Origin of the sequence: Enterococcus sp. PF1-24 (assembly GCF_029893325.1) — a bacterium.
Classification (GTDB): domain Bacteria; phylum Bacillota; class Bacilli; order Lactobacillales; family Enterococcaceae; genus HY326.
The window spans coordinates 104,556-129,775 of record NZ_JARXWL010000003.1; the positions used below are offsets into that span (position 1 = coordinate 104,556).

The 25,220-nt window shown below is 38.7% G+C and carries 24 protein-coding genes and 2 pseudogenes; 24 read left to right on the forward strand and 2 right to left on the reverse strand.

What is annotated here, in order from left to right; translation table 11 throughout:
- Positions 1-71 precede the first annotated feature (71 nt).
- The 11 genes from M2139_RS02310 (at position 72) to M2139_RS02360 (ending at position 10,735) form a co-directional block, all read left to right on the forward strand.
- On the forward strand, positions 72-986 hold the full coding sequence (locus M2139_RS02310; protein WP_280737181.1) for a PucR family transcriptional regulator ligand-binding domain-containing protein: 915 nt from the start codon (positions 72-74) through the stop codon (positions 984-986).
- A gap of 23 nt (positions 987-1,009) precedes the next feature.
- On the forward strand, positions 1,010-1,303 hold the full coding sequence (locus tag M2139_RS02315) for a transposase (protein WP_280737182.1): 294 nt from the start codon (positions 1,010-1,012) through the stop codon (positions 1,301-1,303).
- The gene (locus tag M2139_RS02320; protein WP_280737222.1) at positions 1,231-2,184 is read left to right on the forward strand and encodes an IS3 family transposase; all 954 of its coding nucleotides are present in this window, start codon (positions 1,231-1,233) and stop codon (positions 2,182-2,184) included. The genes M2139_RS02315 and M2139_RS02320 overlap by 73 nt, the downstream gene beginning before the upstream one ends.
- A gap of 165 nt (positions 2,185-2,349) precedes the next feature.
- Complete coding sequence (locus M2139_RS02325; protein WP_280737183.1) at positions 2,350-3,105, forward strand: helix-turn-helix domain-containing protein; 756 nt, start codon at positions 2,350-2,352, stop codon at positions 3,103-3,105.
- A gap of 315 nt (positions 3,106-3,420) precedes the next feature.
- Complete coding sequence (locus M2139_RS02330; RefSeq protein WP_280737184.1) at positions 3,421-4,950, forward strand: YfcC family protein; 1,530 nt, start codon at positions 3,421-3,423, stop codon at positions 4,948-4,950.
- A gap of 156 nt (positions 4,951-5,106) precedes the next feature.
- Positions 5,107-6,219: a hypothetical protein gene (locus M2139_RS02335; RefSeq protein WP_280737185.1), complete on the forward strand. Its 1,113-nt coding sequence runs from the start codon at positions 5,107-5,109 to the stop codon at positions 6,217-6,219.
- A gap of 76 nt (positions 6,220-6,295) precedes the next feature.
- A complete protein-coding gene (locus M2139_RS02340) occupies positions 6,296-7,567 on the forward strand; it encodes an agmatine deiminase family protein (protein ID WP_280737186.1) in 1,272 nt (423 codons plus the stop codon).
- A gap of 47 nt (positions 7,568-7,614) precedes the next feature.
- The gene (arcC, locus tag M2139_RS02345; protein WP_280737187.1) at positions 7,615-8,562 is read left to right on the forward strand and encodes a carbamate kinase; all 948 of its coding nucleotides are present in this window, start codon (positions 7,615-7,617) and stop codon (positions 8,560-8,562) included.
- Between the two features lie 134 nt (positions 8,563-8,696).
- Positions 8,697-9,089, forward strand: a complete 393-nt coding sequence (locus M2139_RS02350) for a winged helix-turn-helix transcriptional regulator (RefSeq protein ID WP_280737188.1) — start codon at positions 8,697-8,699, stop codon at positions 9,087-9,089.
- Positions 9,070-9,672 (forward strand): sugar-binding domain-containing protein, encoded by a 603-nt coding sequence (locus M2139_RS02355; protein ID WP_348522593.1) that lies wholly within the window; start codon positions 9,070-9,072, stop codon positions 9,670-9,672. Before M2139_RS02350 ends, M2139_RS02355 begins: the two co-directional genes overlap by 20 nt.
- A gap of 67 nt (positions 9,673-9,739) precedes the next feature.
- On the forward strand, positions 9,740-10,735 hold the full coding sequence (locus M2139_RS02360; RefSeq protein ID WP_280737189.1) for a D-2-hydroxyacid dehydrogenase: 996 nt from the start codon (positions 9,740-9,742) through the stop codon (positions 10,733-10,735).
- Positions 10,736-11,019: 284 nt separating this feature from the next.
- On the opposite strand, the gene M2139_RS02365 is transcribed toward M2139_RS02360, so the two are convergent.
- Positions 11,020-11,580 carry a tyrosine-type recombinase/integrase gene (locus tag M2139_RS02365; protein ID WP_280737190.1) on the reverse strand — a complete coding sequence of 187 codons (561 nt, stop codon included), beginning with the start codon at positions 11,578-11,580 and terminating at the stop codon, positions 11,020-11,022.
- A gap of 297 nt (positions 11,581-11,877) precedes the next feature.
- Here M2139_RS02365 and M2139_RS02370 point away from each other — a divergent pair.
- The 11 genes and pseudogenes from M2139_RS02370 to M2139_RS02420 all read left to right on the forward strand — a co-directional run.
- Positions 11,878-12,657 (forward strand): annotated as a pseudogene (locus tag M2139_RS02370) (ABC transporter ATP-binding protein).
- A complete protein-coding gene (locus M2139_RS02375; protein ID WP_280737191.1) occupies positions 12,654-12,989 on the forward strand; it encodes a transposase zinc-binding domain-containing protein in 336 nt (111 codons plus the stop codon). Before M2139_RS02370 ends, M2139_RS02375 begins: the two are co-directional and overlap by 4 nt.
- Before the next feature lie 147 nt (positions 12,990-13,136).
- Complete coding sequence (locus M2139_RS02380) at positions 13,137-15,179, forward strand: PTS sugar transporter subunit IIA (RefSeq protein ID WP_280737192.1); 2,043 nt, start codon at positions 13,137-13,139, stop codon at positions 15,177-15,179.
- 15 nt (positions 15,180-15,194) lie between these two features.
- Positions 15,195-15,827: a bifunctional 4-hydroxy-2-oxoglutarate aldolase/2-dehydro-3-deoxy-phosphogluconate aldolase gene (locus M2139_RS02385; protein WP_280737193.1), complete on the forward strand. Its 633-nt coding sequence runs from the start codon at positions 15,195-15,197 to the stop codon at positions 15,825-15,827.
- Entirely contained in the window at positions 15,827-16,285 is a 459-nt protein-coding gene (locus M2139_RS02390; protein ID WP_196004097.1) for a PTS sugar transporter subunit IIA, read from the forward strand. Before M2139_RS02385 ends, M2139_RS02390 begins: the two co-directional genes overlap by 1 nt.
- Before the next feature lie 18 nt (positions 16,286-16,303).
- Positions 16,304-16,582 (forward strand): PTS sugar transporter subunit IIB, encoded by a 279-nt coding sequence (locus M2139_RS02395; protein ID WP_280737194.1) that lies wholly within the window; start codon positions 16,304-16,306, stop codon positions 16,580-16,582.
- Positions 16,583-16,606: 24 nt separating this feature from the next.
- Positions 16,607-17,974: a PTS transporter subunit IIC gene (locus M2139_RS02400; protein ID WP_280737195.1), complete on the forward strand. Its 1,368-nt coding sequence runs from the start codon at positions 16,607-16,609 to the stop codon at positions 17,972-17,974.
- Positions 17,975-17,990: 16 nt separating this feature from the next.
- The gene (gene dgoD, locus M2139_RS02405) at positions 17,991-19,136 is read left to right on the forward strand and encodes a galactonate dehydratase (protein ID WP_280737196.1); all 1,146 of its coding nucleotides are present in this window, start codon (positions 17,991-17,993) and stop codon (positions 19,134-19,136) included.
- A gap of 17 nt (positions 19,137-19,153) precedes the next feature.
- Positions 19,154-19,612 (forward strand): hypothetical protein, encoded by a 459-nt coding sequence (locus M2139_RS02410; protein WP_280737197.1) that lies wholly within the window; start codon positions 19,154-19,156, stop codon positions 19,610-19,612.
- Positions 19,609-20,145 (forward strand): histidine phosphatase family protein, encoded by a 537-nt coding sequence (locus tag M2139_RS02415; protein ID WP_280737198.1) that lies wholly within the window; start codon positions 19,609-19,611, stop codon positions 20,143-20,145. Before M2139_RS02410 ends, M2139_RS02415 begins: the two co-directional genes overlap by 4 nt.
- A 95-nt stretch (positions 20,146-20,240) precedes the next feature.
- A pseudogene (locus tag M2139_RS02420) lies at positions 20,241-20,792 on the forward strand (IS3 family transposase); the annotation flags it as partial.
- A 587-nt stretch (positions 20,793-21,379) separates the two neighbouring features.
- On the opposite strand, the gene M2139_RS02425 reads toward M2139_RS02420, so the two are convergent.
- Positions 21,380-22,237: an RluA family pseudouridine synthase gene (locus M2139_RS02425; protein WP_280737199.1), complete on the reverse strand. Its 858-nt coding sequence runs from the start codon at positions 22,235-22,237 to the stop codon at positions 21,380-21,382.
- 239 nt (positions 22,238-22,476) lie between these two features.
- Here M2139_RS02425 and M2139_RS02430 point away from each other — a divergent pair, with 239 nt between their 5' ends.
- Together M2139_RS02430 and M2139_RS02435 are read left to right on the forward strand one after the other, a co-directional pair.
- Positions 22,477-24,636, forward strand: a complete 2,160-nt coding sequence (locus M2139_RS02430; protein ID WP_280737200.1) for a PBP1A family penicillin-binding protein — start codon at positions 22,477-22,479, stop codon at positions 24,634-24,636.
- 93 nt (positions 24,637-24,729) lie between these two features.
- Positions 24,730-25,068, forward strand: a complete 339-nt coding sequence (locus M2139_RS02435) for a YlbF family regulator (protein WP_280737201.1) — start codon at positions 24,730-24,732, stop codon at positions 25,066-25,068.
- Positions 25,069-25,220 lie beyond the last annotated feature (152 nt).

A 25,220-nucleotide genomic window follows, 5' to 3' on the forward strand; every position in this document is an offset into this window, starting at 1 on the left:
ATTTATAAATATTTTATCACTTGACATCTTGAAAGAGAATTGTATCATTATACAATAAGGAGGCGTTTTCATTGTCGGATAATTCAATTCAGTATGTGTTTAACTATGAGTTTAAGGATGTTCAAGTGAAAGATCTTGTGGAGGCGAAGCAACTGGTTGCGTGTGAATCATTTGCTACAAAGCAAGGGTTCGAAAATAAGATCAAAAGTGCCACAGTGATGGATGTAGAAGATATTGAACCTTGGTTACATGAAGGGGATGTATTGTTCATCAGTCGGTTTATGAGAACTAGTTTCACAAATGATTTTATACAAACGCTTTATGAAAAGAAAGTCTCTTGCATTGTAACACAAAAAAAATTTCAAGTATTTGTTACGGGAGAACAGTTCGATCTTTTAGAAAAGTATCATTTACCTTTGATTTTTGTTTCTGATACATCCTCTTGGAGTGATATGATTGTTACGATTCAAAATTTGATTATTCAAAATCAAACATATTATTTGGTAGAAAATCAAGAATTTCAAAAATCGATTATTAATTATTTATCTGGTAATAATTCAGAGAACAGTTTGTGTGATATTGTACATACTTTAACAGGGATAACAATAGCAATCACTAATCGTAATCTTCAAGTAGTTGATTGTTCTAAGGATAATGCCTGGGAAGATGAGCTAGGGGAATTAACCAAAAAGAGTCTTAACGAGTTACTCCCTATTGGTAAAAATTTCAATGACGCGATTATGCGAGGACACCATTTCCAACCAAAAAATGTCGCGGTTTGTGGTCAGTACTTCATTATCCCCGATTGGTTATCTAGATATGGTGCTAGTTTTTACATTGTTGTTAAAACTGATGATGTAAGTAATTCATTACCAGCACAAATAGTTAGCCGTATAGAGACGGTTGAGTCAATTTACTCATTAAAACACAGTGATGCTAGTATAAAAATAGGAACAGCTAAACTAAGAGAGTTCAGTTATACTTAAAAGAAAACTGAAGGAGACTCTCGATGAAATCATACACAAAAGAGTTCAAAGAAAGCGCACTCGCCTATCGAAAAGAACACCCAGAGCTAAGTGTCAAAGCCTGCTGTCGAAACCTTGATATCAGTGCAGCTAGCTATTACAAGTGGGAACGAGAAGCCAAAGAAAACGAAGGGAACGTTGTCCATCGTGGCTCAGGAAATTTTCAAAGCGACGAGGCAAAAGAAATCGCTCGCCTCAAGCGAGAATTAAAAAATCAAACAGATGCCTTAGCCATCTTAAAAAAAGCTATCGGTATTCTGGGAGACGAACAGAGATAGTTTACGAAGTCGTAAAGACTTGGGAACACCCCTTCTCTATTCGTGGCGTACTGGCTATCTTAGGTGTTTCCACTTCCGGCTATTACAGCTGGAAAAAGCGTCAGCCATCAAAACAAAAACAAAAAAAGGAAGTGATGATTCAAAAAATCAAAGAAGTTCATAATGAGTCCCATCAAATATACGGCGCACCAAAAATAACAAAAGAATTGAATTCGAAAGGCATTCAAGTAGCGCAAAAAACAGTCGCCAATTATATGAGAGAAAACAACTTGAAAGCCTGTTATGTTCGGAAATTTACGCGAACGACTTTGAATAGTGACTTCAGCAGTAAATTGGAAAACATACTCAACCGACAGTTCAACCCAAGCCAACCAAATGCCTGCTGGTGCAGCGACATTACCTACATTTGGACAAAAGAAGATGGCTACGTGTATTTGACAAGTATCATGGATTTATATTCTCGAAAAATTATTGCCTGGCAAGTGACTCAAACGCTTGAAATTGAGTGTGTGATTCATTGTATAGAAGAAGCCAAACGAAAGCGTCAAATCACTCATCCACTTGTGATTCACAGTGACCGTGGTAGCCAATATGTATCCCAAAGATACCGAGAAGCACTCGGAGACTTGTTTCAGTATAGCTACTCAAAGAAGGGAACGCCGTGGGACAACGCTTGTATCGAATCTTTCCATGCACTGATTAAACGAGAATGGCTTCATCGAGTAACTATTTTGACATTTAGAGAGGCAAAACGTTGCATATTTGAATATATCGAAACCTTTTACAATACCGTACGAAGCCATAGTGCGTGCGACTTTACGTCACCCAATCAATTCGAAAAAGCTTATATAAAAACGGAAGGAAAAACCAATCAGCCTTAACTGCGGGTTTGACCTTAAGAACCAAGAAAATAGAAAAAGTTAAGTTCTAGGAATTATTCTTAGTTTAAGTTGTCCTTTTTCTTGACATAAGACCACAGCATCATATCTGATTTGAGAAAGTCGAACTATTATTTTAAAAGTGTTGTTTTTGAAGACTTGCTTGAAATGACTAAGAAAGATCAGAAAAAACGTCATCAAATTAGTCTCAATCTGAATGCAGATTTAAAAGACAGGTATCACCTCGTTCTTATTAAGAATTTGAAGGACGAAAAAATCTGTAAAAATGTAGATTTGTTGACCGGCTTTCTTGATTATATTAGGCATAAAGGTTTTGCAAATGAAGAGTTTTTGATTTTTGTTTATAAGGAAAATTGGGTTTTACTGATAGAAAGTTCAACCGATACAACATCAGTAAAGGCGAATTGTGTAGCCATTCACGAGTTGCTAGGAACATATTTTGAAAATAAAGGATTTGTACTAGGTATTAGTAATCTACACAATTATTGGAATTTAAAACAAGCATATCATGAAGCGTCCTTTTCAGTAGATTATCTAAATCACAATACACACAATCATCCGTCAGTTTTATTGTACAATGAATTAGGGATTATCAAATTATTTACGGACCAAAACTGTCAAATAAATGAAGTTTACACAAATGAGCTCTACAAAAATTTTTTGGAACCAGTACTAGTCTACGATAAGAATCATCAAACAACTTTGTATGATACACTAGTCACTTTTTTTTCCAACGATCTCTCATTCATAGCAACAAGTAGGACACTCTTTATTCATGTAAATACATTAAGAGCCAGAATTAAAACGATAGAAAAAATTTTGACGTTGGATTTGGGGCGAATCGATAATTTGATCAATATTCGCTTAGCAATTTTGCTATATCAATTTGATTACTTTGTTTAAGATACAACTTCATAATATGAAAAAATACGACTAGCTGGTGAGTCGTATTTTTTATTTCTCTAATTTCTACTAAAGGTTCAATTGTTTTATCGCACAATTTGCTAAGTGGCATTTTATATATTCAGACTATTCTTTTTTTAAGATATTTTTTTTAGAATGAAAGCGAACAAGTGATTTGTTCCAAAAAAGAATGAAGAATATTTTGGTTGCGCAGCCATTGTAGTTCATGGGGAGGAAAAATAGTTTATTTCGTTAGTCAAATGTAAATATTGGAAGACACTATCAAATAGTTAACAGAAGGGAGTGTAACATTTCATGTCTGACAAGGCGGTTAAAAAGAAAAAAATGAAAGGGCTTAATTCATTTGTGGTAATGTTTGTCGTAATGGCTTTTATCACTTTTCTTACTTGGATTATTCCTGGAGGTCAATACCAGCTTGATGAAGCTGGTAATGCAATTGCTGGAACATACTCTAGTTTACCGGCAACTAAGCAAGGATTGTGGGATATCATCGTTGCCCCTATCATTGGAATGGTTGGAAATAGTGCTGTCAGTGGAGCAGTTGCGATTTCGCTCTATGTAATGCTTTTTGGGAGTTTTTTAGAGATGATGGAAGAAACGGGTGTAATTGGCTTAGTGCTAAAATCAGTGTCCAAACGTTTTGAAAAACATCCGTATATTCTTATTACAGTGCTCACATTTATCATGGCTTTTCTCGGAACAACTCAGGGTTCATATGAGGAAGGGTACGTGTATGTTTCGCTGTTTCTACCGATTTTCTTAGCGTTAGGAATGGATTCTATTACAGTCTTGATGATTTCGATTTTTGGAACACAGATAGGGTGTGCATCATCAGTGATCAATCCATTTTCTACAGGAATTGCTTCAGATATCGCTGGTATCTCCTTTGGAGATGGAATTATTGCTCGATTATTAATATTCTTTGTTTTGACGGGAGCAGTGTCATTCTTGATTTGCTTATATGCTAAAAGTGTAAAAGCAAATCCTGAAAGGTCTATTCAATTTTTCCGTAGAACGGAGGATTTGAAAGAATTTGGTAGCACCTCAAATGAAGAAGATGGAAAAGACACGAACAAGGCTATGACTGGTAGAGAAAGAGGACTAGTTTTAGTGTTTGTAATGACTTTTGTGATAATGGTCTTGGCTCTATTTCCGTGGACATCTATTAATGAAAATTTCACTATTTTTCAAACGATTGCCAATTGGATCAATACGACGCCAATTATCAACATGGTTATCGGTAGCGACGTTGTTGCATTTGGAGATTGGTACTTTATTGAATTATGTGGATTAATGCTTGTAATGAGTATACTAGCAGGGAAAATTGCTGGGTTATCTATAGATAAAATTATCAATGTAATAATGAAAGGTGCTGGAGCGTTGATTTCAACGGCATTGATGGTTCCGATGGCCCGTGGTATTCAGGTTCTAATGACTCAAGGAAATATCACTGCAACAATTTTGAATGCAACGGAGACGAGTATCGGATCCTTGCCAAGTATCATATTTGTCATTCTTGCATTTGTTATTTATTTAGTTTTTGCCTGTTTCTTGCCAAGTTCAACGGGTTTAGCAGGTGCAACAATTGCTGTAATGGTACCGTTAGGTAGCTTTGTTGGAATAGCACCTTACATTATGATCATTATTTACAATTTTGCTTTAGGAATTGCTAAAATGTTTACCCCTACATCAATAATCGTTATGACATGTACGCAATATGCAAAAGTAGATTATCTTTCGTGGGTTAAGGCAATTTGGAAGCAACTAGTCTCAGTTTTTGTTTTATGTTTGGCTGTTATTCTATTATTGACAATGATTTCCTAAAGTTATAATGCTTATTACTTTTAGAAGTTAGATGGGAATATACAACTAGCATGTATTATTCTGAAAGCCTTTTATTTCGGGCGGTATATAAAGCTATCTGGAATTCCAAGACTAGGTAGCTTAATTATATAAAAATTAAGTAAGGGAGAACTGGACATGACATTATCAATTAAAGGAAGAAATTTTTTAGCTTTAGAAGACTTTAGCCCAGAGGAAATTCGCTATCTCTTGGATTTAGCACTTGAATTGAAAGCTGAAAAGAAAACAGGGAAAAACCAACAAGATTTTATCGGGAAAAATTTATTGATGCTTTTTGAGATGAACTCTACGAGAACACGTTGTGCCTTTGAAACATCTGGTTGTGACCTTGGTATGGGGACGACATTTTTATCAAACTCACACTTTGGAGATACTGAGACAGTTAAAGATTCTATGCGGGTTTTCAGTAGCATGTATGATACGATTGGCTATCGCGGTGCTAAACATAATACCTTACTTGAGATGACTAAGCATAGTTCAATTCCGATTATTAATGGTTACACAGATCATCAACATCCGACTCAGATGTTAGCTGATGCAATGACATTAGACGAAGTTTGGGGGAGAGAAGGATATAAAGGGAAAACGCTGTGTTTTATTGGGCGTGGCGGAGCAGTTAACTCGTTTTCGTATGGTGTCATTTGTGCAATGCTTGGAATGAATTTTACGTATGTCACATCTTATATGGGGCTAGATGAAGCTTTAGATGGCTTAACTCAGGCGCAACGTGATTTGTTCCATCAGTTTGTTCCAGAAGGGGAAGTATCGCCAAATTGGAATACAAAAATGGATCCTAGAAAACGCAAAATTGTTGAGGACTTATTTGCGAAATATAGTCCGGAATGTAAATTTATTGAAACAGATGATATCAGCGCGGTAAAAGGAGTTGATATCATTACTACGGAAAACTGGGGATTCTTTACTGATCCGGTTGAAACTTGGCTTCCAGGAATTGTTCGGTTCCGCCCATATCAAGTAAATCGGGAACTTTTAGAAATGACTGAAAATCCAGAGTGTATTGTTTTGCATATGCTACCGGCAACACACAATATGGATCACGCTTCGGGACAAAGATTGTTAACTGCTGTAGATGATCCAGCTCTTCAGGACTTTTTACGAAAAGGTATGGAAGTTACGGATGAAATTTTTGAGAAGAATGCTCAGCACATATTTAGAGAAGCTGAAAACAGAATGCATACGATAAAAGCAGTTATTAAAGCTATAGTGTAGGAGTATTTGCTTCATTGCTTCTCCTGTATTAATATATTCAAAATAGCTGGATTCTTAAAAATGAGGGAGGATAAAAATGAGTACTTTAAACTATAAAAATTTGGATTATAAAGACTTTAGATTTCCAGGAGAGTTTGAGCCTCAGGAAGCTGTAATTATTGGATGGCCCGAAATGGCAGAATGTGTTAAAGGATATAGCTTGCATCAAGCTTTTGCACAATTAATAAAGATAATTGTTGAAGAAGCTACAGGAATAACTCTTTATGTGAACTGTCCAAAAGAAGAAATGCTTATATCATGTAAGGCTACACTAGAAAAAGAATCCGTTGATTTGAAGAAAATTGTTTTTACTTCTTATCCTGACGGCAGTAACTGGACTAGAGATTATGGTCCGGATATGATGGTGGATGATCAGGGTAATAAAGTTTTAGCTAATCCAGAATTCAATATGTATGGTCAAAGTACGATTGATAGTGTCACGTCCCAACTTTGTGCACGTTTCGGTCCCCATCTAGCGCTTGAAATGGGATATCGGGATTTTGTTAATTCGTCTCTTATTACTGAAGGCGGCGACAAGGAATTCAATGGTAAAGGCGTCTTGATGGCGTTGAGAGATACAGAAGTAACTAAACGAAATCCAGAAATGACTACAAAAGAAGTTGAAACTGAAATGAAGAGATTGTTTAATTTGGAACGCATTATCTGGTTAGAAAAAGGTGTTTTTGATGATGAGCTGACAACTTCTGGTGTTTTAGATTATGTGGATGGGGTGCCCGTTTATCGCTCATCCTCAGCAAATGGGCACATTGATGAATTTTGCCGGTTTGTTGGTCACAATACAATTATTCTTGCAGAAGTGACGGAAGAGGAGGCTAGTACGCTTAACTCGCATCGAATTACTAAGGAACGATTGGATGAAGCCTACGAAGTATTATCTAAAGCGACTGACGTTAACGGTGAACCATTCAAAATTATACGGATGCCAGTACCAGAGCCTTTCTATATTCATACGAAAAAGGGTGATTGGATCAATGATACCTGGACCTGTCGTTATGGTGAAGGCGGCGATTTTCTTGATGATGGAACACCCATGCCTCATGGAGATATGGTGATGCAACCAGCATTAAGCTATTGCAACTTCTTAATTTTGAACAATATCGTCATTGCTCAATCATATTGGGAGGAAGGGAAACCAGAGAGTATCAAAAAGCTTGATGCTAAAGCAATTGACGTCTTGCAAGAAGCTTTCCCTGATAGAAAAATTATTCCCTTTGTTAGTACAGCATTAAATATTCGTGGTGGTGGGGTGCATTGTGCCACTAAGAATGTTCCCAAAGCTAAAAAGTAGTAGTTTCAGCTTATTACAAAGATAGCATCAGAAGAGGAGGTTTCAACTTGTCGAAATCAAGAATCGTGATTGCCCTTGGAGGGAATGCACTGCAATCGAAGGATAGTGAAGCAACGGCTGAAGCGCAATTGAAAGTTGTTCGTCAGACGTGTGAGCATATAGCAGAAATAAGCGGTCGAGGATATGAAATAGCTGTTGTACATGGAAATGGACCCCAAGTAGGGAGGATCATTTTGGCTAGTGAAGCTGCGAAAGATGAAGTGCCGCCAATGCCATTTGATGTGTGCAGCGCAATGTCCCAAGGATATATTGGTTATCATCTTCAACAAGCATTGAAGTTTGCACTTAATCGAAGAAACCGCAATGTATCTGTTGTGACTGTTGCGACTCAAATGATTGTTGAGCCAAATGATCCGGCATTTCAAAACCCAAATAAACCAATTGGACCATTTTATTCTGAAGTTGAGGGCAAGCTTCTGGAACAAGAAAAAGGATATGTGGTCAGAGAGGATGCTGGCCGAGGCTGGAGAAGAGTGGTCGCTTCACCACTTCCAAGAAAAATCGTTGAAATAGATGCTGTCAAGACTTTGTGGAATAACACCATTGTTGTTACTTGTGGTGGTGGCGGTATTCCAGTTATCGAAAAATCAGATGGTTCTTTGGAGGGGGTAGCTGCTGTAATTGATAAGGACTATGCAGCAGAATTGTTGGCAGAACAAATGAGGGCAGATGTTCTGTTGGTATTAACCGAGGTAGAACAGGTTGCAATCAATTTTAATACTCCAGATCAAAAGAACTTGGAAAGTATGACTCTAACTGAAGCAACACAGTATGTAGAAGATGGTCATTTTGCAGCTGGTAGCATGCTACCTAAGGTTCAAGCCGCAATGAAGTTTGTTCGAAGCGATCCTTCAAAAAAGGCGATTATCACTTCTCTAGATAAGGCTCTAGATGCTTTAGACGGACTAACTGGTACACATGTAACATTTGCATAACCAAGAGAGGTAATAATCACTTTGACTGAAAAGCTGCTATATGATTAATTTCATATAGCACTTTTTACTTTTGTGAAAGGAATTAGCTAAAGTGAAGTCAATGAAAGAAGCTAGGTGATTGAAGGAGAATCATATTGGGTAAATACACAGAAGAATTTCTAATACAAGTGGCTTATCTGTATTATATAAAAGAAAAAACTCAGAATGAAATATCGAAAGAATTGAAGTTGAACCAAACTACTATAAGTAGGATTTTGCAGGAGGCAAAAGAAAAGGGGATTGTTAAGTTTTCGATCAAGAATGATACCTACACGGATTTGTTAGGATTACAAAGCTATATTCAAGAGAAATATCAATTAAAAAAAGTGCTTATTGTGAATCAAAAAATGGATGTTAGCGCTGATGAGAAATTATTTGAAATTGCCCGAAAATTAGTTCAATACTTTTATGAAATAACATATAATGGAAGTGTTGTTGGCGTAGATGGAGGTGGTTTGTTAGAAAAAAATAACGAATTTCGAAGTTAGGAATAAGGGCGGGTCTATATTTGTTCCTTTGGTAGGGACCTATAGAAATTTGAATGGTTCTCCAGATGCCAACATGCTGGCATACGATATTGCCCGAACTTTTATGGGGAAAAGTATTACAATTCCTGCTCATATTTTTCAAGAAACAGTAAAGATTAAAGAGTCGGTTGTTCATTCAGCATACTTTCAATCGGTAAACCAACTATGGGCCGATATTGATATTTCTTTAGTTGAAATCGGAGCCAATTTGAATCAAATAGTGAAAAAATATAATGATGCTTTAACGACTAAAGATATAGAACAACTTAAGCTTGATAAAGTAGTAACTGAATATTGCGGACTATTTCTGAATAGAAAAGGAGCTATTTTGGAAAGTGCTCTTTATGATAGGAAAATAGCTATTCAACGGAGTTCAATGAGAAAAATCACTGATGCTATTGGAGTGGTTCAGGGGAAGAAAGCAGCGTCTTCTGCTTTAAGTGTTTTGAAATCTAGATTAATTAATACGTTGATCACAGATAAGGAGACCGCAGTAGAGATTTTGAAAAGAGATAAGGATGGTGCTTTTGATTTGAGCAGCTAATGAGTTTCATAAGATAATTGCTATTTTGGAATTGATGAATTTTCAAGAGAAAGGCAGGTGTGAGAATATGAAACGGATTTTATGTTTTGAAGTTAACGAGGAACGTCTAAAGTTTGTCTCAAAATGGTCAGAGGAGAATGGGGTTCAAGTTGATTCTGTACCATATAAACTAACTTTGGAGACAGTGAATGAAGTAGAAGGGTACGACGGTATTTCAGTTTCGGAGGCAGGGATATTTGATTCCAGAATATTTTCCAAATTGAAAAGTTACGGTATAAAACAAGTAGCTCAACGAACAGTAGGATATGAGGGATTCGACATAGAAGCAGCTACACAAAATGGAATCATTATTACGAATGTTTCCAATTATTCACCTGAATCAATTGCGGAGTTCACAATTATGCTAGCTCTGCAATTGATCCGAAATTCAAAGCAAATAGAAAAGAATGTTAAAAATCTCGATTTTCGTTGGGCGCCAAATATTCGAGGTCGATTGATAAGGGATATGAATGTTGCTGTAATTGGGGTTGGGCATATTGGTGAAGAGGTTGCCAAGTTATTCAAAGCTTTAGGGGCAACAGTATTTGCTTACGCTACCCATAAAAAAAGTTATATGGAAAGTTTTCTTGAATACAAAGAATCCATTGAAGATGCAATAAAGGATGCTGACATTGTAACTCTCCACATTCCAGGAAAGAAATCAAACTATCACCTGTTTAATGAAAAGTTCTTAAAAAGAATGAAAGAGGGATCTTATCTTATCAATACTGCTCGTGGTTCACTGATAAACACCATCGATTTACTAAATGCTTTAAATCAAGGACATATAGCCGGAGCAGCGCTGGATGTATATGAATACGAAGAAGTATATATTTCAAGAAGTTATCAGGGTAAGAAAATTGAAGATAATGTATTTAAGCAAATGTTAGATCACCCAGCCATTTTGTTTTGTCCCCACTGCGCTTATTACACTGATGTTTCAATGAAAAATATGGTTTATCATGCATTAGATTCTGTAATGGAAGTTGTTTGTACAGGTGATAGTCCAATGAGAGTGAACTAGAGGAATATTGCAAAATTTTGTCAGATACTTTTATCTGTTCCGAAATAATATCTCGACTGGATTTGGGGAGATGTTCTATTAGTAAAAAAGGTGCAAGCCCCCCAACCGGAGGCTTGTTTTTTAATTGCCTAGAAGGTAAACTCTGAAGCAAATTTTCTCTAACTGGTCTTAGAATTGCGCTGTGATACAAAAAAAGCCAAACGCTGCTCTGTTTTGCCCATAAAGCATAAATTAATCAGGATCAAAGACTGTAGTCTAGGTGATTTTGTAGAAAAAGCGATCGATTACCCGATTTTGAAACTTTTGAAGGTTTCTCCGATTTCTTCTTCTCGGATCCCAATGTAACGTTTGGTGATCTGCTGCGAAGCATGATTAAATACTTCCATCAGTGTTGCAATATCTCGTGTGTTCCGATAGTAATGATAGCCAAAGGTCTTGCGGACAGAGTGAGTCCCAATATCATTGCGACCAAGTTGATCAGCTACTCGCTGATACAGCTGGTAGACGGTATTGACTTTAATATGTTGATTTTCTCCTTGGCGGCTTGGAAATAACCAGTCGTCTTGATTTTTTCCTTCTATATAAATAGAGATTTCCTCCTGCAGGTTAGCCAAGTAAAGCGTACGAGTTTTGCCAGTCTTTTTTTCGCGGATTTTTGGATTGATGGAGTGAGAAATATCTTTGACTTTTAATGTGACCAGGTCAGACATTCTTAAGCCAGTGTTGATGCCTAACCGAAAAAGAAAAGTATCCCGATCGGGATTGTGTGATCGACGTAAGCAAAACAAAAAATCTTGAATTTCTTCTTGTGATCTGAGCGGTTCGACATTCTCTCTTTTGCTCATTTTTACCTCCTGAAAAACCGGTTTTGAGTACATGATTACATGTCCATTTTAGCATAACTAGGTACTCATGAGTTGGTTAGAATTTTAGCCTTGATAAATCAACATTTCCAGTACACTGTTTTATTTAAAACTGTGTACTGAATAATTGGAAAAGGGATCAGAGTTATTTTCAATATGAGTTTATGTACGTGTCAATAACTGTAGATGATATAATGAAGAATAAGTAGCGTTTGAGAAAGAGAGGAGCCTTTTGTGACACATGCATTAGTCGTTTCCAATGTATCAAAAAAATATAATATGGTAGGGAGTTCTATTCAGGTCTTGTCCAATGTTAGTTTTTCAATTTCGCAAGGAGAATTTACAGGGATCATGGGATCTTCAGGCAGTGGAAAATCTACATTACTGGATATTATTGGGACGATCGACCAATCTACGGGAGGCTATGTCTTAATTGGCGATCAAAGACTGGATCAGTTATCTGAAAATCAGTTGTCCGAATTCAGAAGGGATAAATTAGGTTTTATTTTCCAAAATTATAATTTGCTAGATGCTCTAACCTTAAGGGAAAACATTGCTCTCGCATTAGTGATTCAAAATAAACCTAAGCAAAAGGTTGATTAATTGATTTATTCGATTTCTGATCGATTGGATATTACTAATATACTGGATAAATTTCCTTATGAAGTTTCTGGAGGTCAACGTCAGCGCTGTACTTGTGCCAGAGCTTTAGTTGCAGGAGCCCAGTTGATTCTAGCTGATGAACCGACTGGTGCATTAGATTCGATATCTGCACATACTTTGATGGAGACTTTCAATGAAATGAATCGAACTTTGAAAGCAACTATTTTGGTTGTTACACATGATCCATTTGCTGCTTGTTTTTGCAATCGAATTCTCTTTATGAAAGATGGGAATATTGTTTCCGAACTGCAACGAAATGATAAGACGAAAGATGAATTTCTTTTGGATATCTTGTTCCTTAAAGAACTTATAAAAGATAGTGCGTCTGAAAGACTGATTTATCAGTGCTTCAGATGCTTTTCATTTTGTTTGAAACTCGGTAAAATGGAAGCATGAAAACGAATGTTCTTCAAGCTATCTTTTTTGATGAATACCACAATTGGGATAAGTTCAAGGAAAAGTATAATCGAAAAATTCGGCCAATTGTCAAAACTGAAGTGAACAAATTTCGTGATTGTGGAGATATCAGAAAATGCTATTGTTTATTCGTTTGCGAGGGATGCCATCAAGTCAAATTTGTACCGCTGAGATGTAAAGGCAAGTTCTGTCCGACTTGTGCAACCGGCGAAAACCAAAGGTGGGCGAAAGTAGTGGCGAATGATTTCAATAAACAGCTAGTACTACATAAAAAGGTCTCAGGAGAAGTTACTCTCCTGAGGTTTTCTTAAGAGAGACTAGGGTTTATTTTTTTGTATTTCTCAGAAATATTTGCACTGTGACAAAGGCCTTTTGCTGCTGTGACAAAATTAGGTTTGAAAACAAGAACAGTTCCTTCACGATTCTCGCTATAATGAAGATGTCAGGAGGGAAAGAAAATGAATGAACGGATCCGAAATATTCTGACCATACTAGCAAAGCGGCCTGAGATAAAGATGGCTGAACTGACAAAAGAGCTTGGATTGACCAGAAGGCAAATTAATTATGCCATCAATCAATTTAATTCTGAATTGATCACTCAGAAGATACCAAGTATCGAACGAAACCATGCGGGGGACTTTAATGTCCCGCTGGAAATTTTGCAAATGATGTCAGCACAACAAAAACAAACGGAAGATTTAACGAGTGTTCCTTCTGATGAGGCAAGAGCCGCGCTGCTTGCGATGTTTCTGATTACGAATACAGAGTACGTAAGTGTTGATCATCTCAGTGATTTTCTGGCTGTAGGCAAGACAACTGTTGCAGAGGATTTAAAAAGAGCCGATCAGCTGATTCAAAAGTATTATTTATCACTTAAGTACGATCGTACAAAAGGTTATCAAATCATAGGCTCAGAGCACAAGGTTCTCCAACTGCTGGCTGATTTGGTAAAGCGTTATCCGATTTTTAAACGAGATGAACTGATTGAACGACTAAGCATTGAAATATCAAAAGAGGAAGTCATTCATCTGATTCACAACATGGAGCAGATGCTGCATCTAAGCTATTCAGATGAATCACTGGAGTACTTAAAAACCACATTGCCGCTGCTTTTAGCCCGAGGCATTGTTGAAAGTAAACTGGGAGCAGAGGATTTCTTTGAGGGTGAAGTAAAAGACACTCCGGAATATCGTTTTTTGAATGTTTTGATCAAGGAAACTGAATGGCAACTTTCTAGAGGCTATCTCGAGTGGATGACGTTGTTGTTTTTGATATCAAATATTTTTGAAAAGAAAACCACGCAGGAATTCGATTCTGATCGTCGGCTGAAAGAATTGATCAGAGAAATGGTCTCCAATTTTGAACGTCAAACATTCACTACGATTGAAGACCGTGAAAACTTTGAACGACGTATTTTGAATCATTTGCGTCCAGCCTGTTTCCGGATCAAGTATAACTTGAGTTTGGGTGTGTATTCTTTAGACAGTTTGATCCAAGACAGCAATCATGCTATCTTGAGCGACTTGATGAAGGAATTGATCGTTCCAACTGAAAATTGGTTGAGACGCGCCTTTCCAAATGATGAATTGGAGCTTCTTTCTTATTACTTTGGTTTTCAGTTAAGCAATCAGCATCTGATAAAGAAACAAAAACCCAGAGCAGTTGTTGTTTGTACCAACGGTGTGATGGTTTCAAAGGTTATTCGGGAAAGCTTAGAAAAGCTTTTTACCGAGCTGCAATTTCTATCATCATTTTCAGTGCGGGATTTTTATCAATTTGAAGTGGATTATGATCTTGTTTTTACCACGATTCCGCTGGAAACGGAGCTGCCTCAATTTATCATTGACCCGATCATGACCTATAAGGAACAGATCAGCTTACGTTATCGAGTGTTAAATGAGCTGGGGATCAATGAGGTCGATCAATCGGTGGATCGTTTGCTGGGAATCATCCAGAAATACTCCGATGTATCCAGTTCGAAGGAACTAAAGGAGGAGCTGCAATATTTTCTTCTGCAGGAAAAACAAGATTCGCCACTAGAAAATACCAAGGTATTGCCTTCGCTCACGTATTATTTAAAGCCGAATTATATCACGGTCATTGATGAAGAGATTACTTGGGAGGATGCTGTCGTTTTAGCCTGTAAACCATTAGTGGATAATCAAGTGATCAATGATGAGTTTATTGCGGATTGTCTGCAGCAGATTCGTCAGCCCAACTATGCGGGATTTTTTGGAGAGAAGACCTGTATCCCTCATACAACCGTTGAGCATGGGGTCCAAAGAGAAGGAATCAGTCTATTAATCAGTAAAAAAACGATTGATTTTCCTAACCGAAGAGGGGTCCAAATAATTCTCCCATTATCCTTTCTTGATTTGACCAAACATTTGAAAGCGATTAACCAGATTGCCGATATCAGTACGAATCAGGATTTTTTGCAGAAATTACTGACTGAACAAGAGACAAAATCAATTTACCAGTTAATTAGACAATTTACATGATAAGAGAGGTTTGACATGAAAAGAGCAGATTACCCACGCTTTACGATTATTATGCGCGGTTATACCTTTCAGCAGGCTGACGCAATTTTAACAGCCATGAAGGGGTTTGAAAAAGAGTTCGCGGTTGAGCTGACGTTAAACACGCCGGATGCCTTGCAGCAGATTCAACAGCTGACAGAAAAGTATGGGGATTCAATTTATATAGGCGCTGGCACGGTTCGCTCAATCAAGGATGTGAAGGATTCGATTCAAGCGGGAGCGCAATTTCTATTAGGACCTCATGCCTTTACCCAGGAAATGCTGGATTATGCGAAACAACATCAGGTGTTGAGTGTGCCGGCAGCGATGACGCCTTCTGAGATCAATGAGATGTTTGATCGAGGCGCGGATATGGTCAAGGTGTTCCCAGCTTCAGTGGTAACCCCACGATTTTTTAAAGACGTTCAAGCGCCATTGGGAAAACTGCCGTTGATGGGGGTTGGCGGAATTTCGATCGAAAATGCCCAAAGCTTTCTTTCAAACGGCGCAAGCTATTTGGGGCTCGGATCAGGCATGTTTAACAAGCGCGATTTAGCGCATTTAGATAGTGCTGGATTAGCAGAATCGATGCAGAAATTGCTTTCCAGTGTGGAAGGAGTAGGTGTTTGATGGAATTGTTTTTGCATGAAGAATTAGTATTTAGAGAAGTGTTGGCGAAAACAAAAGAGGATGTTTTGGCCTTCTTGGCTGAGAAGCTATTCGAGAAGGGCTATGTAAAGCATGAATACATCCAAGCGATTCAGGATAGGGAGCAGGAGTATCCGACTGGGTTGCCTTCGTCAGAGCCTGGTATAGCGATCCCTCATGCGAATTTTGAAATGGTCAACAAAACGACGCTAGCGATTGCGACGCTGAAGCAACCAGTCGAGTTTCATAACATGGAGAAGAAACAGGCAGAGCTGCCGATTCAAATCGTGATTATGATGGCGATTGGCGAGCCACATGGTCAGGTCGAGATGCTGCAAAAGATCGTTTCAATCATTCAGGATGAGCCCTTGAGAAAAGCCATGGTCAATACAAAATCGAATAAAGAATTACTGAAGCTTTTAGAACAAGCAGTTGCTTAAAATTAGGAGGAATATACAATGAAAAGAATTTTAATTGCATGTGGAAATGGGATCGCGACATCAACCGTCGTTGCGACGAAAGTGAAGGAATATTTAGCTAATCAAGGAGTGCAAGTTGATACTACTCAAACTAAGTTGATGGAAGTTCCAAGTAAAGTCCAGGACTATGACTTATTGATCACCACTGGCGAGTTTGAAGGCCAGACAGGAGATGTTCCCGTAGTTAAAGGGATGCCGATCCTGATTGGTATGGGTATGGAACAAACGATGGAAGAGATTTTGAACTATGTTAAATAAGCTGCCTTTTGAGGAGGAACAAAAATGAAAGCAATTATGAGTGTCTTTAACTTTCTGATGGCCGCTGGGCCGACGGTTATGCTGCCGGTAATTATTACAGTCATCGGCTTGATTTTTGGGTTGAAAATCACCAGAGCGTTTAAATCAGGTTTGACGCTAGGGATTGGTTTTGCTGGGATTAAGCTGATTCTTGATTTCATGACGACTAATGTAGGACCAGCCGCAAAAGCTATGGTTGAGCGGACTGGTGTTCAATTGGATGCACTAGATGTTGGTTGGGGATCAATCGCCGCGGTTACGTGGGCTTCGCCAATCATTGCTTTGCTGGTCTTTGCAATTTTGATCGTGAATATTATCTTACTAATTCTGAAACGGACCAATACACTGGACGTGGATATTTGGAATTATCATCATATGGCAATCGTCGGAGTGATGGTCTACTTTGTAACCAAAAACGTACTATTGGGTGTCGGTGCTTCCGTAGTTATGGCTATCATCACCTTCAAGATTTCCGACTGGTCACAGCCGATGGTGGAGGGCTTCTTCGGAATTCCGGGGGTTTCCTTACCAACTGTCTCAGCCTTATCATCACTGGTTATTGCTTGGCCATTGAATTGGTTATTGGATCGGATTCCATTATTCCGCAAATCAACCTTTACCATTAAGGATGCACAAAAATACTTGGGCTTCTTCGGGGATTCGATGATTATGGGCTTGGTTATTGGTCTGGTAATTGGGGTATTAGCAGGCTTTGATGTGACGCAAATATTCCAATTAGGAGTAAGCATGTCTGCTGTATTGGTCTTGATTCCTAAGATGACTTCTTTGTTCATGGAAGGCTTGATGCCGATCTCGGATGCGGCGCAAAAATGGTCGCAGGCTAAATTCAAAGGCCGTCGTCTATTTATCGGATTAGATGCAGCTGTTGTTGTTGGAAATCCAGATGTTATTACGACTGCTTTGATTATTATTCCATTGACGATCGCTATGGCGTTAGTACTGCCAGGAAATCGTGTACTGCCATTCGCCGATTTAGCCGTTGTTCCTTTCCGAGTAGCCATGGTCGTTGCTTTAACCAGAGGGAATCTACTTAAGAACATTGTGATTGGGTTAGTTGTGACTGCTTCACTACTATGGTGTGGTACTGCGACAGCGCCTATTTTAACAGCGATCGCTAAATCAGTCGGGATCGAATTAGGAGCCAATGCGATGCTGATCTCCTCTTTCGCGGCGACAGCGATGATCCAAAGCTACTTAGTTTTCTTAGCCTTTACCTTTAAACCGATCATTGGTATTCCAATCTTACTGCTGGTTTTTGCGGGAGCTTGGTATTACTTCGAAGGCGTTAAGAAAATCAATGTGGAAACTATGAAGGAAGCACCTACAAACTAAAAAAGGGAGTCCAATCGTGAAAATTTCAAAGATTAAAGTATATAAAGTAAAACCCCGCTGGATATTTATCAAGGTCAGCACAGACGAAGGGATCGATGGCTGGGGCGAAATGATCTCGGGAACTAAGACGGAAACAGTGGTTGCTGGAGCTTATGAAATCGGCAATCGGTTGATTGGGAGAAATCCCTTTGAAATTGAACGCCTATTTCAAGAAATGCACCGTTCCTTTTTCCGCGGCGGTCCCATCAATGGAACGATTGTTTCGGGCATCGAGATGGCGCTATGGGATATCAAAGGAAAAGCCTTTGGTGTCCCTGTCTATGAACTGCTAGGCGGAGCTGCTCGGGATAATATCAAAGTGTACTCTTGGATCGGCGGTGACCGTCCAAATGAAGTACTGGAGCAAGCACAGGATCGTTTTGATCGCGGATTTACTGCGATCAAGATGAATGCGACTTCGGAGCTGCACTATATTGATTCTTATGAAAAAGTCGAAGAAGTCGTTGAACGGGTTGCATCAATTCATGATCATTTCGGCAGCAAAATGTCGATCGGGGTCGACTTTCATGGACGGGTACACAAACCGATGGCTAAGGTGTTGGCAAAAGCACTCGAGCCTTATCATCCGATGTTCTTAGAAGAAGTGGTCTTACCTGAAAATGAAGAACACTTTAAAGAGGTGGCGAATGCTGTTGCCGTACCGTTGGCAACTGGCGAACGTTTATACACCCGTTGGCAATTCAAAAATATTTTCAATCAAGGTGCGATCGATGTGATTCAGCCGGATGTAGCCTTATGTGGAGGAATTCTTGAAACGAAGAAAATCGCGGCAATGGCAGAAGCCTATGACATCGCGGTTGCGCCCCATGCGCCGTATGGGCCAATCGCACTGGCGGCAACGCTGCAGGTAGATTCCTGTACACCAAATGTGTTCATTCAGGAACAAAGCTTGGGAATTCATTACAACAAGGGCTTTGATCTGTTAGATTTCGTGAAGAATAAAGAAGTTTTCCAATATAAGGATGGCTATGTCGACCTGCCAGATAAGCCCGGCTTAGGACTTGAAATGGACGAAGAGAAGATTGAAGAGATCGCCCAAGAAGGACTGGTTTGGACGAATCCTCAATGGAAGAATTACGACGGAACGATAGCGGAATGGTAAAGGAAAGGTGATCAAGGATGGCAGAGGCGCTAATAATTGCTGGTTTCTTATTCTTATTGATGATTCTTCAATATAAGGAACAAAGAAAGATCGTACTAGCTGCTAAGAGTAATTGGATAAAAAAGCTGATCACTGTTGGTTTAGCTGCTTTATTATTGACTATTTTTTGGTCAAATCATCTGGCAGATCAGATAAAATTAGTTGTTTTTGCCACTCTGATCCTACTCTTTGGCTTCATGAAGGAAGGCTTCAGTAAAGACCACTTGATTAAGCTTGGTGTTCTAGAAGGCGACTTTCACGCGTTCAAAAAGATTCAAATCGAAGAGCTGTCGAACCGGACGCAATTTGTTTCCTTCTACAAGAACAAAAACAATCGATTATCCCTGGTTTTTGACGTTACACAAGAAGAATTGATTGCCTATTTTGAAAAGAATGATTTACATGATCGGATCGTTATTGGGGAGGAGAATGAATGATTTATTTGGCGCGGCACGGACAAACGCTATGGAACATCGAAAAAAGAATTTGCGGACGTGCGGATGTTCCTTTGACAGAAGAAGGCTGTAAGCAAGCTTTATTGTTAGCTGAACAGGCCAAAGCACTAACGCATCCTATCACTCAGATAATTTGTTCGCCTTTGATTCGAGCGAAGGAGACAGCTCAAATTGTTGCCAAGCAGCTTGGCTTACCGATTACAGTGGACAAACGGTTGATGGAAATGGACTTTGGTGTATACGATGGTCTGCCCATCCAAACAAAAGAGTTCCAAAACAGTAGAAATGAGTTTTCGCTTCCTTTTGAACAGGGCGAATCCATTTTAGACGTTGCCGGAAGAGTTTATCCATTGTTAACAGAATTAACTAGTCAAGAAAATGAAACACCATTATTGGTCAGTCACAATGCGGTAAGCCGAGTAGTGGACAACTATTTTAATGGAAAGCGCATGTCGGAGTTTTTGAATTTCAATATTGAAAACACGGAATTAGTCGCCTATAGAAAAACTAAATAGTCTATGAAAGTATCTATTTCTTAGAGAGAAATAGGTACTTTTTTTAAATTTATTTGACAAACATTTTAATATGGCCCTTTACACAGTCGGCGCAGAATCGGACATTTACACAAGAAAAAACATTAGAAGCAATCGTCACGGATTTTACCTATGTTCGTGTTGGGAAAAAATGGCATTCTATCTGCTTGATTCTTGATTTATTCAATCGAGAAATTATTGGTTATTCTTGTGGTGAGAAAAAAGATGCCGCATGGGTAAAAGAAACCTTTAGTCGGATTCCTTATCCATTGACTGACGTGAAGCTGTTTCATACAGATCGTGGAAAGGAATTTGATAACCAAGCCATTGACGAGATTCTGAACGGTTTTACGATCACGCGTTCATTGAGCAAGAAGGGCTGTCCGTATGATAATACCGTCGCAGAATCAACGTAAAAATCAGTTAAAGTGGCGTTCGTGCATCAATACCAATTTGAGACATTGGCCCAACTACGCCTAGAATTATTTGATCATGTGCATTGGTGGAACTACCTGCGATTGCATGGCACGCTAGGGTATGAAACACCGATTCAATTTCGATAACAGGGATTGGCGAAGCGGATCCTTGATACTGAGCTCGGATATGATATCTCTGGAGAGGTAGCATAATGAATGGATTGGGCTTCTGCCGTAGAGAGTCAGATCCGAGGAGGCTGTATGTCTTGAGCAATCGGAACCATAACACCATGGCATTCGCAACACCTTATAATTTTTGTCAAAAAAGTATTGCCATTCTAGGAAGATCAAGAGGTAGGAGTGAGTAATCAAATTCAAATCTGGATAAAAAGTATTAAAGTCTATTGGGAAAATACTAGTATTTGTTTCGGCTCGCGTATTTTTGTTTAAAAAGTTGACACCATTGATTTCAAATTTTCTGAAACGCAATGAGATTTTTAAATGTGAATCACTCTGCAACCATTGATATTAAAGGTTTTTGAACCTTATTCAAAATTCGAGCAATCGAACCAGGTCTTAAAAAAGCTCGTAAAGCTTCTCAGTTCTCAAAACGTTAATATTTATATTATCGATTTTCAAGGCGTTTCGCAATTTATTTTGCGGAGCGTCTTTTTTGTTGTATGCTATGAAAACCAACCTGCTTAGCAGGCTCTTTTCATAACATACAACAAGTATACGCCACTATCCCATTACGAGAAAGTGGCGTATATTATTTTTAGACAATGAAAAACAACTAAACACTATTCCCACAATCCCGGCTCCGCCAATACATGAATTTCCTCTTTCGTAAATGGATGGATCATCCCTAGCTCATAAGCGTGGAGCTGTAAGCGGGGGCTATTGGAATTAGGATTATATAAGGGATCGCCAATTATGCCGTGGCCTAAGCTAGCTAAATGCACGCGGATTTGGTGAGTTCTGCCGGTTTCCAGCTGACAAAGGATTTGGCTATTTTTACCAGCTTTAACGACGGTAATGTGAGTGGTGGCAGTTTGACCGTTGACTTCATCAATGACTCGTTTACGGCGATCGTGGCGATGACGGCCGATTTTGCTAGTGATAGTTTGATCTTTGGTTAATTTTCCTCTGACGATGGCTTGATAGACGCGTTTGATTTCTTTACTCTCCAATAATCTACCGAGAACTGGCAAAATTAAAGGATTTTTTGCAAAAACAATGGCACCACTGGTTTCTTTATCTAAGCGGTGAACGACAAAAGGTCGTTGTTGCTGTGGCTCTAAATAAGCAGCTAAATGGTTTTGCAAGGTATTTTGTTCATCAGGGGCGTTGGGGTGAGTTTTCATGCCAGCAGTTTTGTTAACGATAATCAGGTGTTCATCTTCGTATAAAACTTCCACCAAATTGGCTTTGCCTAGCAGCACTTCTTGATGTTGGTAATCAGCATCGTCTAAAATAACCGTTAAAGTATCGTTAGCGTGTACTTTATCGCTAAATGTGATAGCTTCACCAGCAAGCAAGACATTTTTTCGGACTCTTAAAAAATGGCGGACTTTTCGGGGAATCAACCATTCATTTTCTAATAATTCCCGCAGTGAAATTTCCTCTTGTTGAGGTGGTAAAGTAATCTGAAATTCCATAGCTTTTTCCTTTCTTGGCTAGTTATCTATAAGTGTATGTAAAAGCTTTTTTTATAATTTGAATGAGAAATAGGGCTGTTATCTTAAAATTTTATCAATTATTAAGATTTTCCTAGTAAATTACTAACTTTTTTGTTGTAAACTAGGTAAAATAAGAGAGAGCAAAAACAAAGCTTACGTTCTTATGGTACACTAAAAATAATATTTTACAATATTTTCGAGATTGGAGAAAATAATAAATGGATTTTCGAGAAATTTTTGCCAGAATAAAAACTGGTTTGAAAAATTTTTGGCAGTGGTTAAAGCCCTATTTAGTTCGTTTTCATCATTGGCGCAAGCGAATTTGGAAAAAATATCAAATCAACAAAGTGATTCTTTTGCTGATGTTAGTGGTGGTATTAGTTAGCAGCGTTTATTTATATGTCTTAGCTAAAAGCGTAAAAGTATCGACTTTAGAGAGTAGCATGAAAGAAGTAACCATTTTTTATGATAAAGATGGTGATGAAGCCGGCGCCCTTAGCGGGAAAGGTACCTACACCAGTTTGACGGAGATGTCGCCGTATATCGTGGATGCGGTGATTGCTACTGAGGACCGGAGTTTTTATGAACATAATGGTTATAACTTGAAAGGGATTGCCCGGGCGCTACTTTCAACGGTGAAAGCCGGCAGTATTCAAGGTGGCGGGAGTACGATTACCCAACAGCTGGCGAAAAATGCCTTTTTGACTCAAGACCAAAAGCTTTCTCGTAAAGCCAAAGAGCTGTTCATGGCGATTGAAATTGAAAAACATTATAGTAAAGATCAAATTTTAGAGATGTATTTGAATAATTCTTATTTTGGTAATGGGGTCTGGGGCGTTCAAGATGCTGCCCGTAAATATTATGGAGTCAATGCCAATGAAGTTTCTTTAGGGCAGGCGGCTTCTTTAATCGGTATGCTAAAAGGGCCGAATCTCTACAACCCGATTGATGATCCGCAGGCGGCTAATAATCGCCGCGATACGGTGTTATCGGTGATGGTGGAGACGCAAAAAATTAGTGAAGAGCAAGCCGCTCAAGAGCAGACGGTGGATTTAAGTAGTTTACTTTATGATACCTATGAAGCCAAAGCTAGCGAATACCGCTATCCTTATTATTTTGATGCCGTTTTAGCTGAAGCGGTGGATAAGTACAATTTAGATGCTTCGGATTTAAATAAAGGCTATCGCATTTATACGGCTTTAGATCAAAATCAACAGACAGCGATGCAAAATACTTATTTACAAGATCATTTATTCCCTGGAAATGCGCCAGATGGTCAAATGGTGCAATCGGGTTCGGTGGCGATGAATCCTAAAACCGGTGGCGTAACGGCTTTAGTTGGTGGTCGGGGAGATTATGTTTTCCAAGGCTTTAACTACGCCACTAATACCCAGCGCTCACCGGGGTCAGTCATGAAGCCGATTAGTGTTTATACGGCGGCTTTAGAAAAAGGTTACACGCCAGCGAGTATTTTAGAGGATCAGCCGCAAGATTATTATCAAGTAAATAATTATGATGGCACTTATTCAGGTCAAGTGCCTATGTATCAAGCGGTTGCCCAAAGTTTAAATGCGCCAGCTGTGTGGTTGTTGCATCAAATGGGAGAAGAAACTGGTTTTAAAAAGACTGGTCAATTTGGTGTTAAGTTAGCACAATCCGACAATTATCCAGGTTTAGCTTTAGGTGGCTTGGAGCGAGGCGTTTCACCATGGACGATGGCCAGCGCTTATACGGTTTTTGCTAATCAAGGGAAGCAGCCAGAAAGTCATTTGATTACGAAAATCGTTGATGCTACTGGTGCGGTTTTAGTCGATAATACTAAGGTAGAAACGATAGCGGTAACGACGTCAGAAGTGGCCAATAGCATGACAAGTATGTTGCTGGGAGTCTTTTCTAACGGTACCGGGATTTCAGCACAACCTTATGGCTACACAGTTGCCGGAAAAACCGGGACGCAAGAAGCTAGCTTTGACAGCAGTAAAACTAGTGATCAGTGGATTGTTGGTTATACGCCAAATATTGTGATTGCAACTTGGCTAGGTTTTGAAATTACTGATGAAAATCATTATTTGGAAGGCTCCAGCAGTACCGGTGTCGGACCGTTATTTAAGGCGGAAGCCGAAGCAATTTTACCATATGTGGAAAACGAAGCCTTTACGGTCGCCGACGCTTATGCCACTGGTGGCGAAGTTTTAGCACCTGCTGAAGTAGTCACTGACAATGCAGGTAGTTCAGAGAATAGTGGCAGTTCTGGTTGGCAAGATACCTTAAATGACATTGGCGAAACCGCTAAAGAAGTGGGCGGTCAAATTAAAGATGGCTTTGATGCAGTAACCGATGGCATTGGCAACTGGTGGGATTCAATTAACGGACAATAAATCAGCATTGTAAAAACTTCCTATAATGGTAAAATAAGATTTAGCAAAAGCGATTTGTAAGGTCGCTAAGAAAATAAAAGGAGACTTGTAAATATGAATATTTATGACAGTGCCAACCAAATTGAAAGAGAAATTCGTTCTTTACCGGAATTTCTAGCTTTAAAAGAAGCTTTTGAAAATGTAAAAGCTGATGCTACAGCTTATCCTTTATTTAAAGATTTCCAACAAATGCAACAAGAGTTTCAAGAAAAAACAATGCAAGGCGAAGAATTTTCCGATGAAGATGCTCAAAGAGCGCAAGAAATGGCGGTTAAAGTTCAAGGTGAAGCATTAATCAATGAGTTAATGACTAAAGAACAAGCTTTCAGTTTGATTATGAATGATTTGAATAAAATCATTATGCAACCTGTGCAAGATTTATATAGTATGTAAAATAGTCTGTCAACAGCTAAGTAGGGTAAAAGCTACTTAGCTGTTTTTTTGTAATTTAACGTCATAAGTTTACCGGGAAATTTAGTAACGCCAGCTATCAGAGTATGGTAAAATAAAAGAGATTGAGTATTTATTAATGAATAAGTTAAAAA

Excerpts from the sequence above, each read along its gene's own strand:
- M2139_RS02425 (WP_280737199.1), bottom strand. The coding sequence starts at position 22,237 with ATGGAATTTCAGATTACTTTACCACCTCAACAAGAGGAAATTTCACTG.
- M2139_RS02365 (WP_280737190.1), bottom strand. The coding sequence starts at position 11,580 with ATGAGCAAAAGAGAGAATGTCGAACCGCTCAGATCACAAGAAGAAATT.
- M2139_RS02335 (WP_280737185.1), top strand. The coding sequence starts at position 5,107 with ATGACATTATCAATTAAAGGAAGAAATTTTTTAGCTTTAGAAGACTTT.
- M2139_RS02380 (WP_280737192.1), top strand. The coding sequence starts at position 13,137 with ATGAATGAACGGATCCGAAATATTCTGACCATACTAGCAAAGCGGCCT.
- M2139_RS02330 (WP_280737184.1), top strand. The coding sequence starts at position 3,421 with ATGTCTGACAAGGCGGTTAAAAAGAAAAAAATGAAAGGGCTTAATTCA.
- M2139_RS02375 (WP_280737191.1), top strand. The coding sequence starts at position 12,654 with ATGAAAACGAATGTTCTTCAAGCTATCTTTTTTGATGAATACCACAAT.
- M2139_RS02360 (WP_280737189.1), top strand. The coding sequence starts at position 9,740 with ATGAAACGGATTTTATGTTTTGAAGTTAACGAGGAACGTCTAAAGTTT.
- M2139_RS02390 (WP_196004097.1), top strand. The coding sequence starts at position 15,827 with ATGGAATTGTTTTTGCATGAAGAATTAGTATTTAGAGAAGTGTTGGCG.
- M2139_RS02415 (WP_280737198.1), top strand. The coding sequence starts at position 19,609 with ATGATTTATTTGGCGCGGCACGGACAAACGCTATGGAACATCGAAAAA.
- M2139_RS02340 (WP_280737186.1), top strand. The coding sequence starts at position 6,296 with ATGAGTACTTTAAACTATAAAAATTTGGATTATAAAGACTTTAGATTT.
- M2139_RS02385 (WP_280737193.1), top strand. The coding sequence starts at position 15,195 with ATGAAAAGAGCAGATTACCCACGCTTTACGATTATTATGCGCGGTTAT.
- M2139_RS02315 (WP_280737182.1), top strand. The coding sequence starts at position 1,010 with ATGAAATCATACACAAAAGAGTTCAAAGAAAGCGCACTCGCCTATCGA.
- M2139_RS02395 (WP_280737194.1), top strand. The coding sequence starts at position 16,304 with ATGAAAAGAATTTTAATTGCATGTGGAAATGGGATCGCGACATCAACC.
- M2139_RS02410 (WP_280737197.1), top strand. The coding sequence starts at position 19,154 with ATGGCAGAGGCGCTAATAATTGCTGGTTTCTTATTCTTATTGATGATT.
- M2139_RS02430 (WP_280737200.1), top strand. The coding sequence starts at position 22,477 with ATGGATTTTCGAGAAATTTTTGCCAGAATAAAAACTGGTTTGAAAAAT.
- M2139_RS02400 (WP_280737195.1), top strand. The coding sequence starts at position 16,607 with ATGAAAGCAATTATGAGTGTCTTTAACTTTCTGATGGCCGCTGGGCCG.
- M2139_RS02325 (WP_280737183.1), top strand. The coding sequence starts at position 2,350 with ATGACTAAGAAAGATCAGAAAAAACGTCATCAAATTAGTCTCAATCTG.
- M2139_RS02435 (WP_280737201.1), top strand. The coding sequence starts at position 24,730 with ATGAATATTTATGACAGTGCCAACCAAATTGAAAGAGAAATTCGTTCT.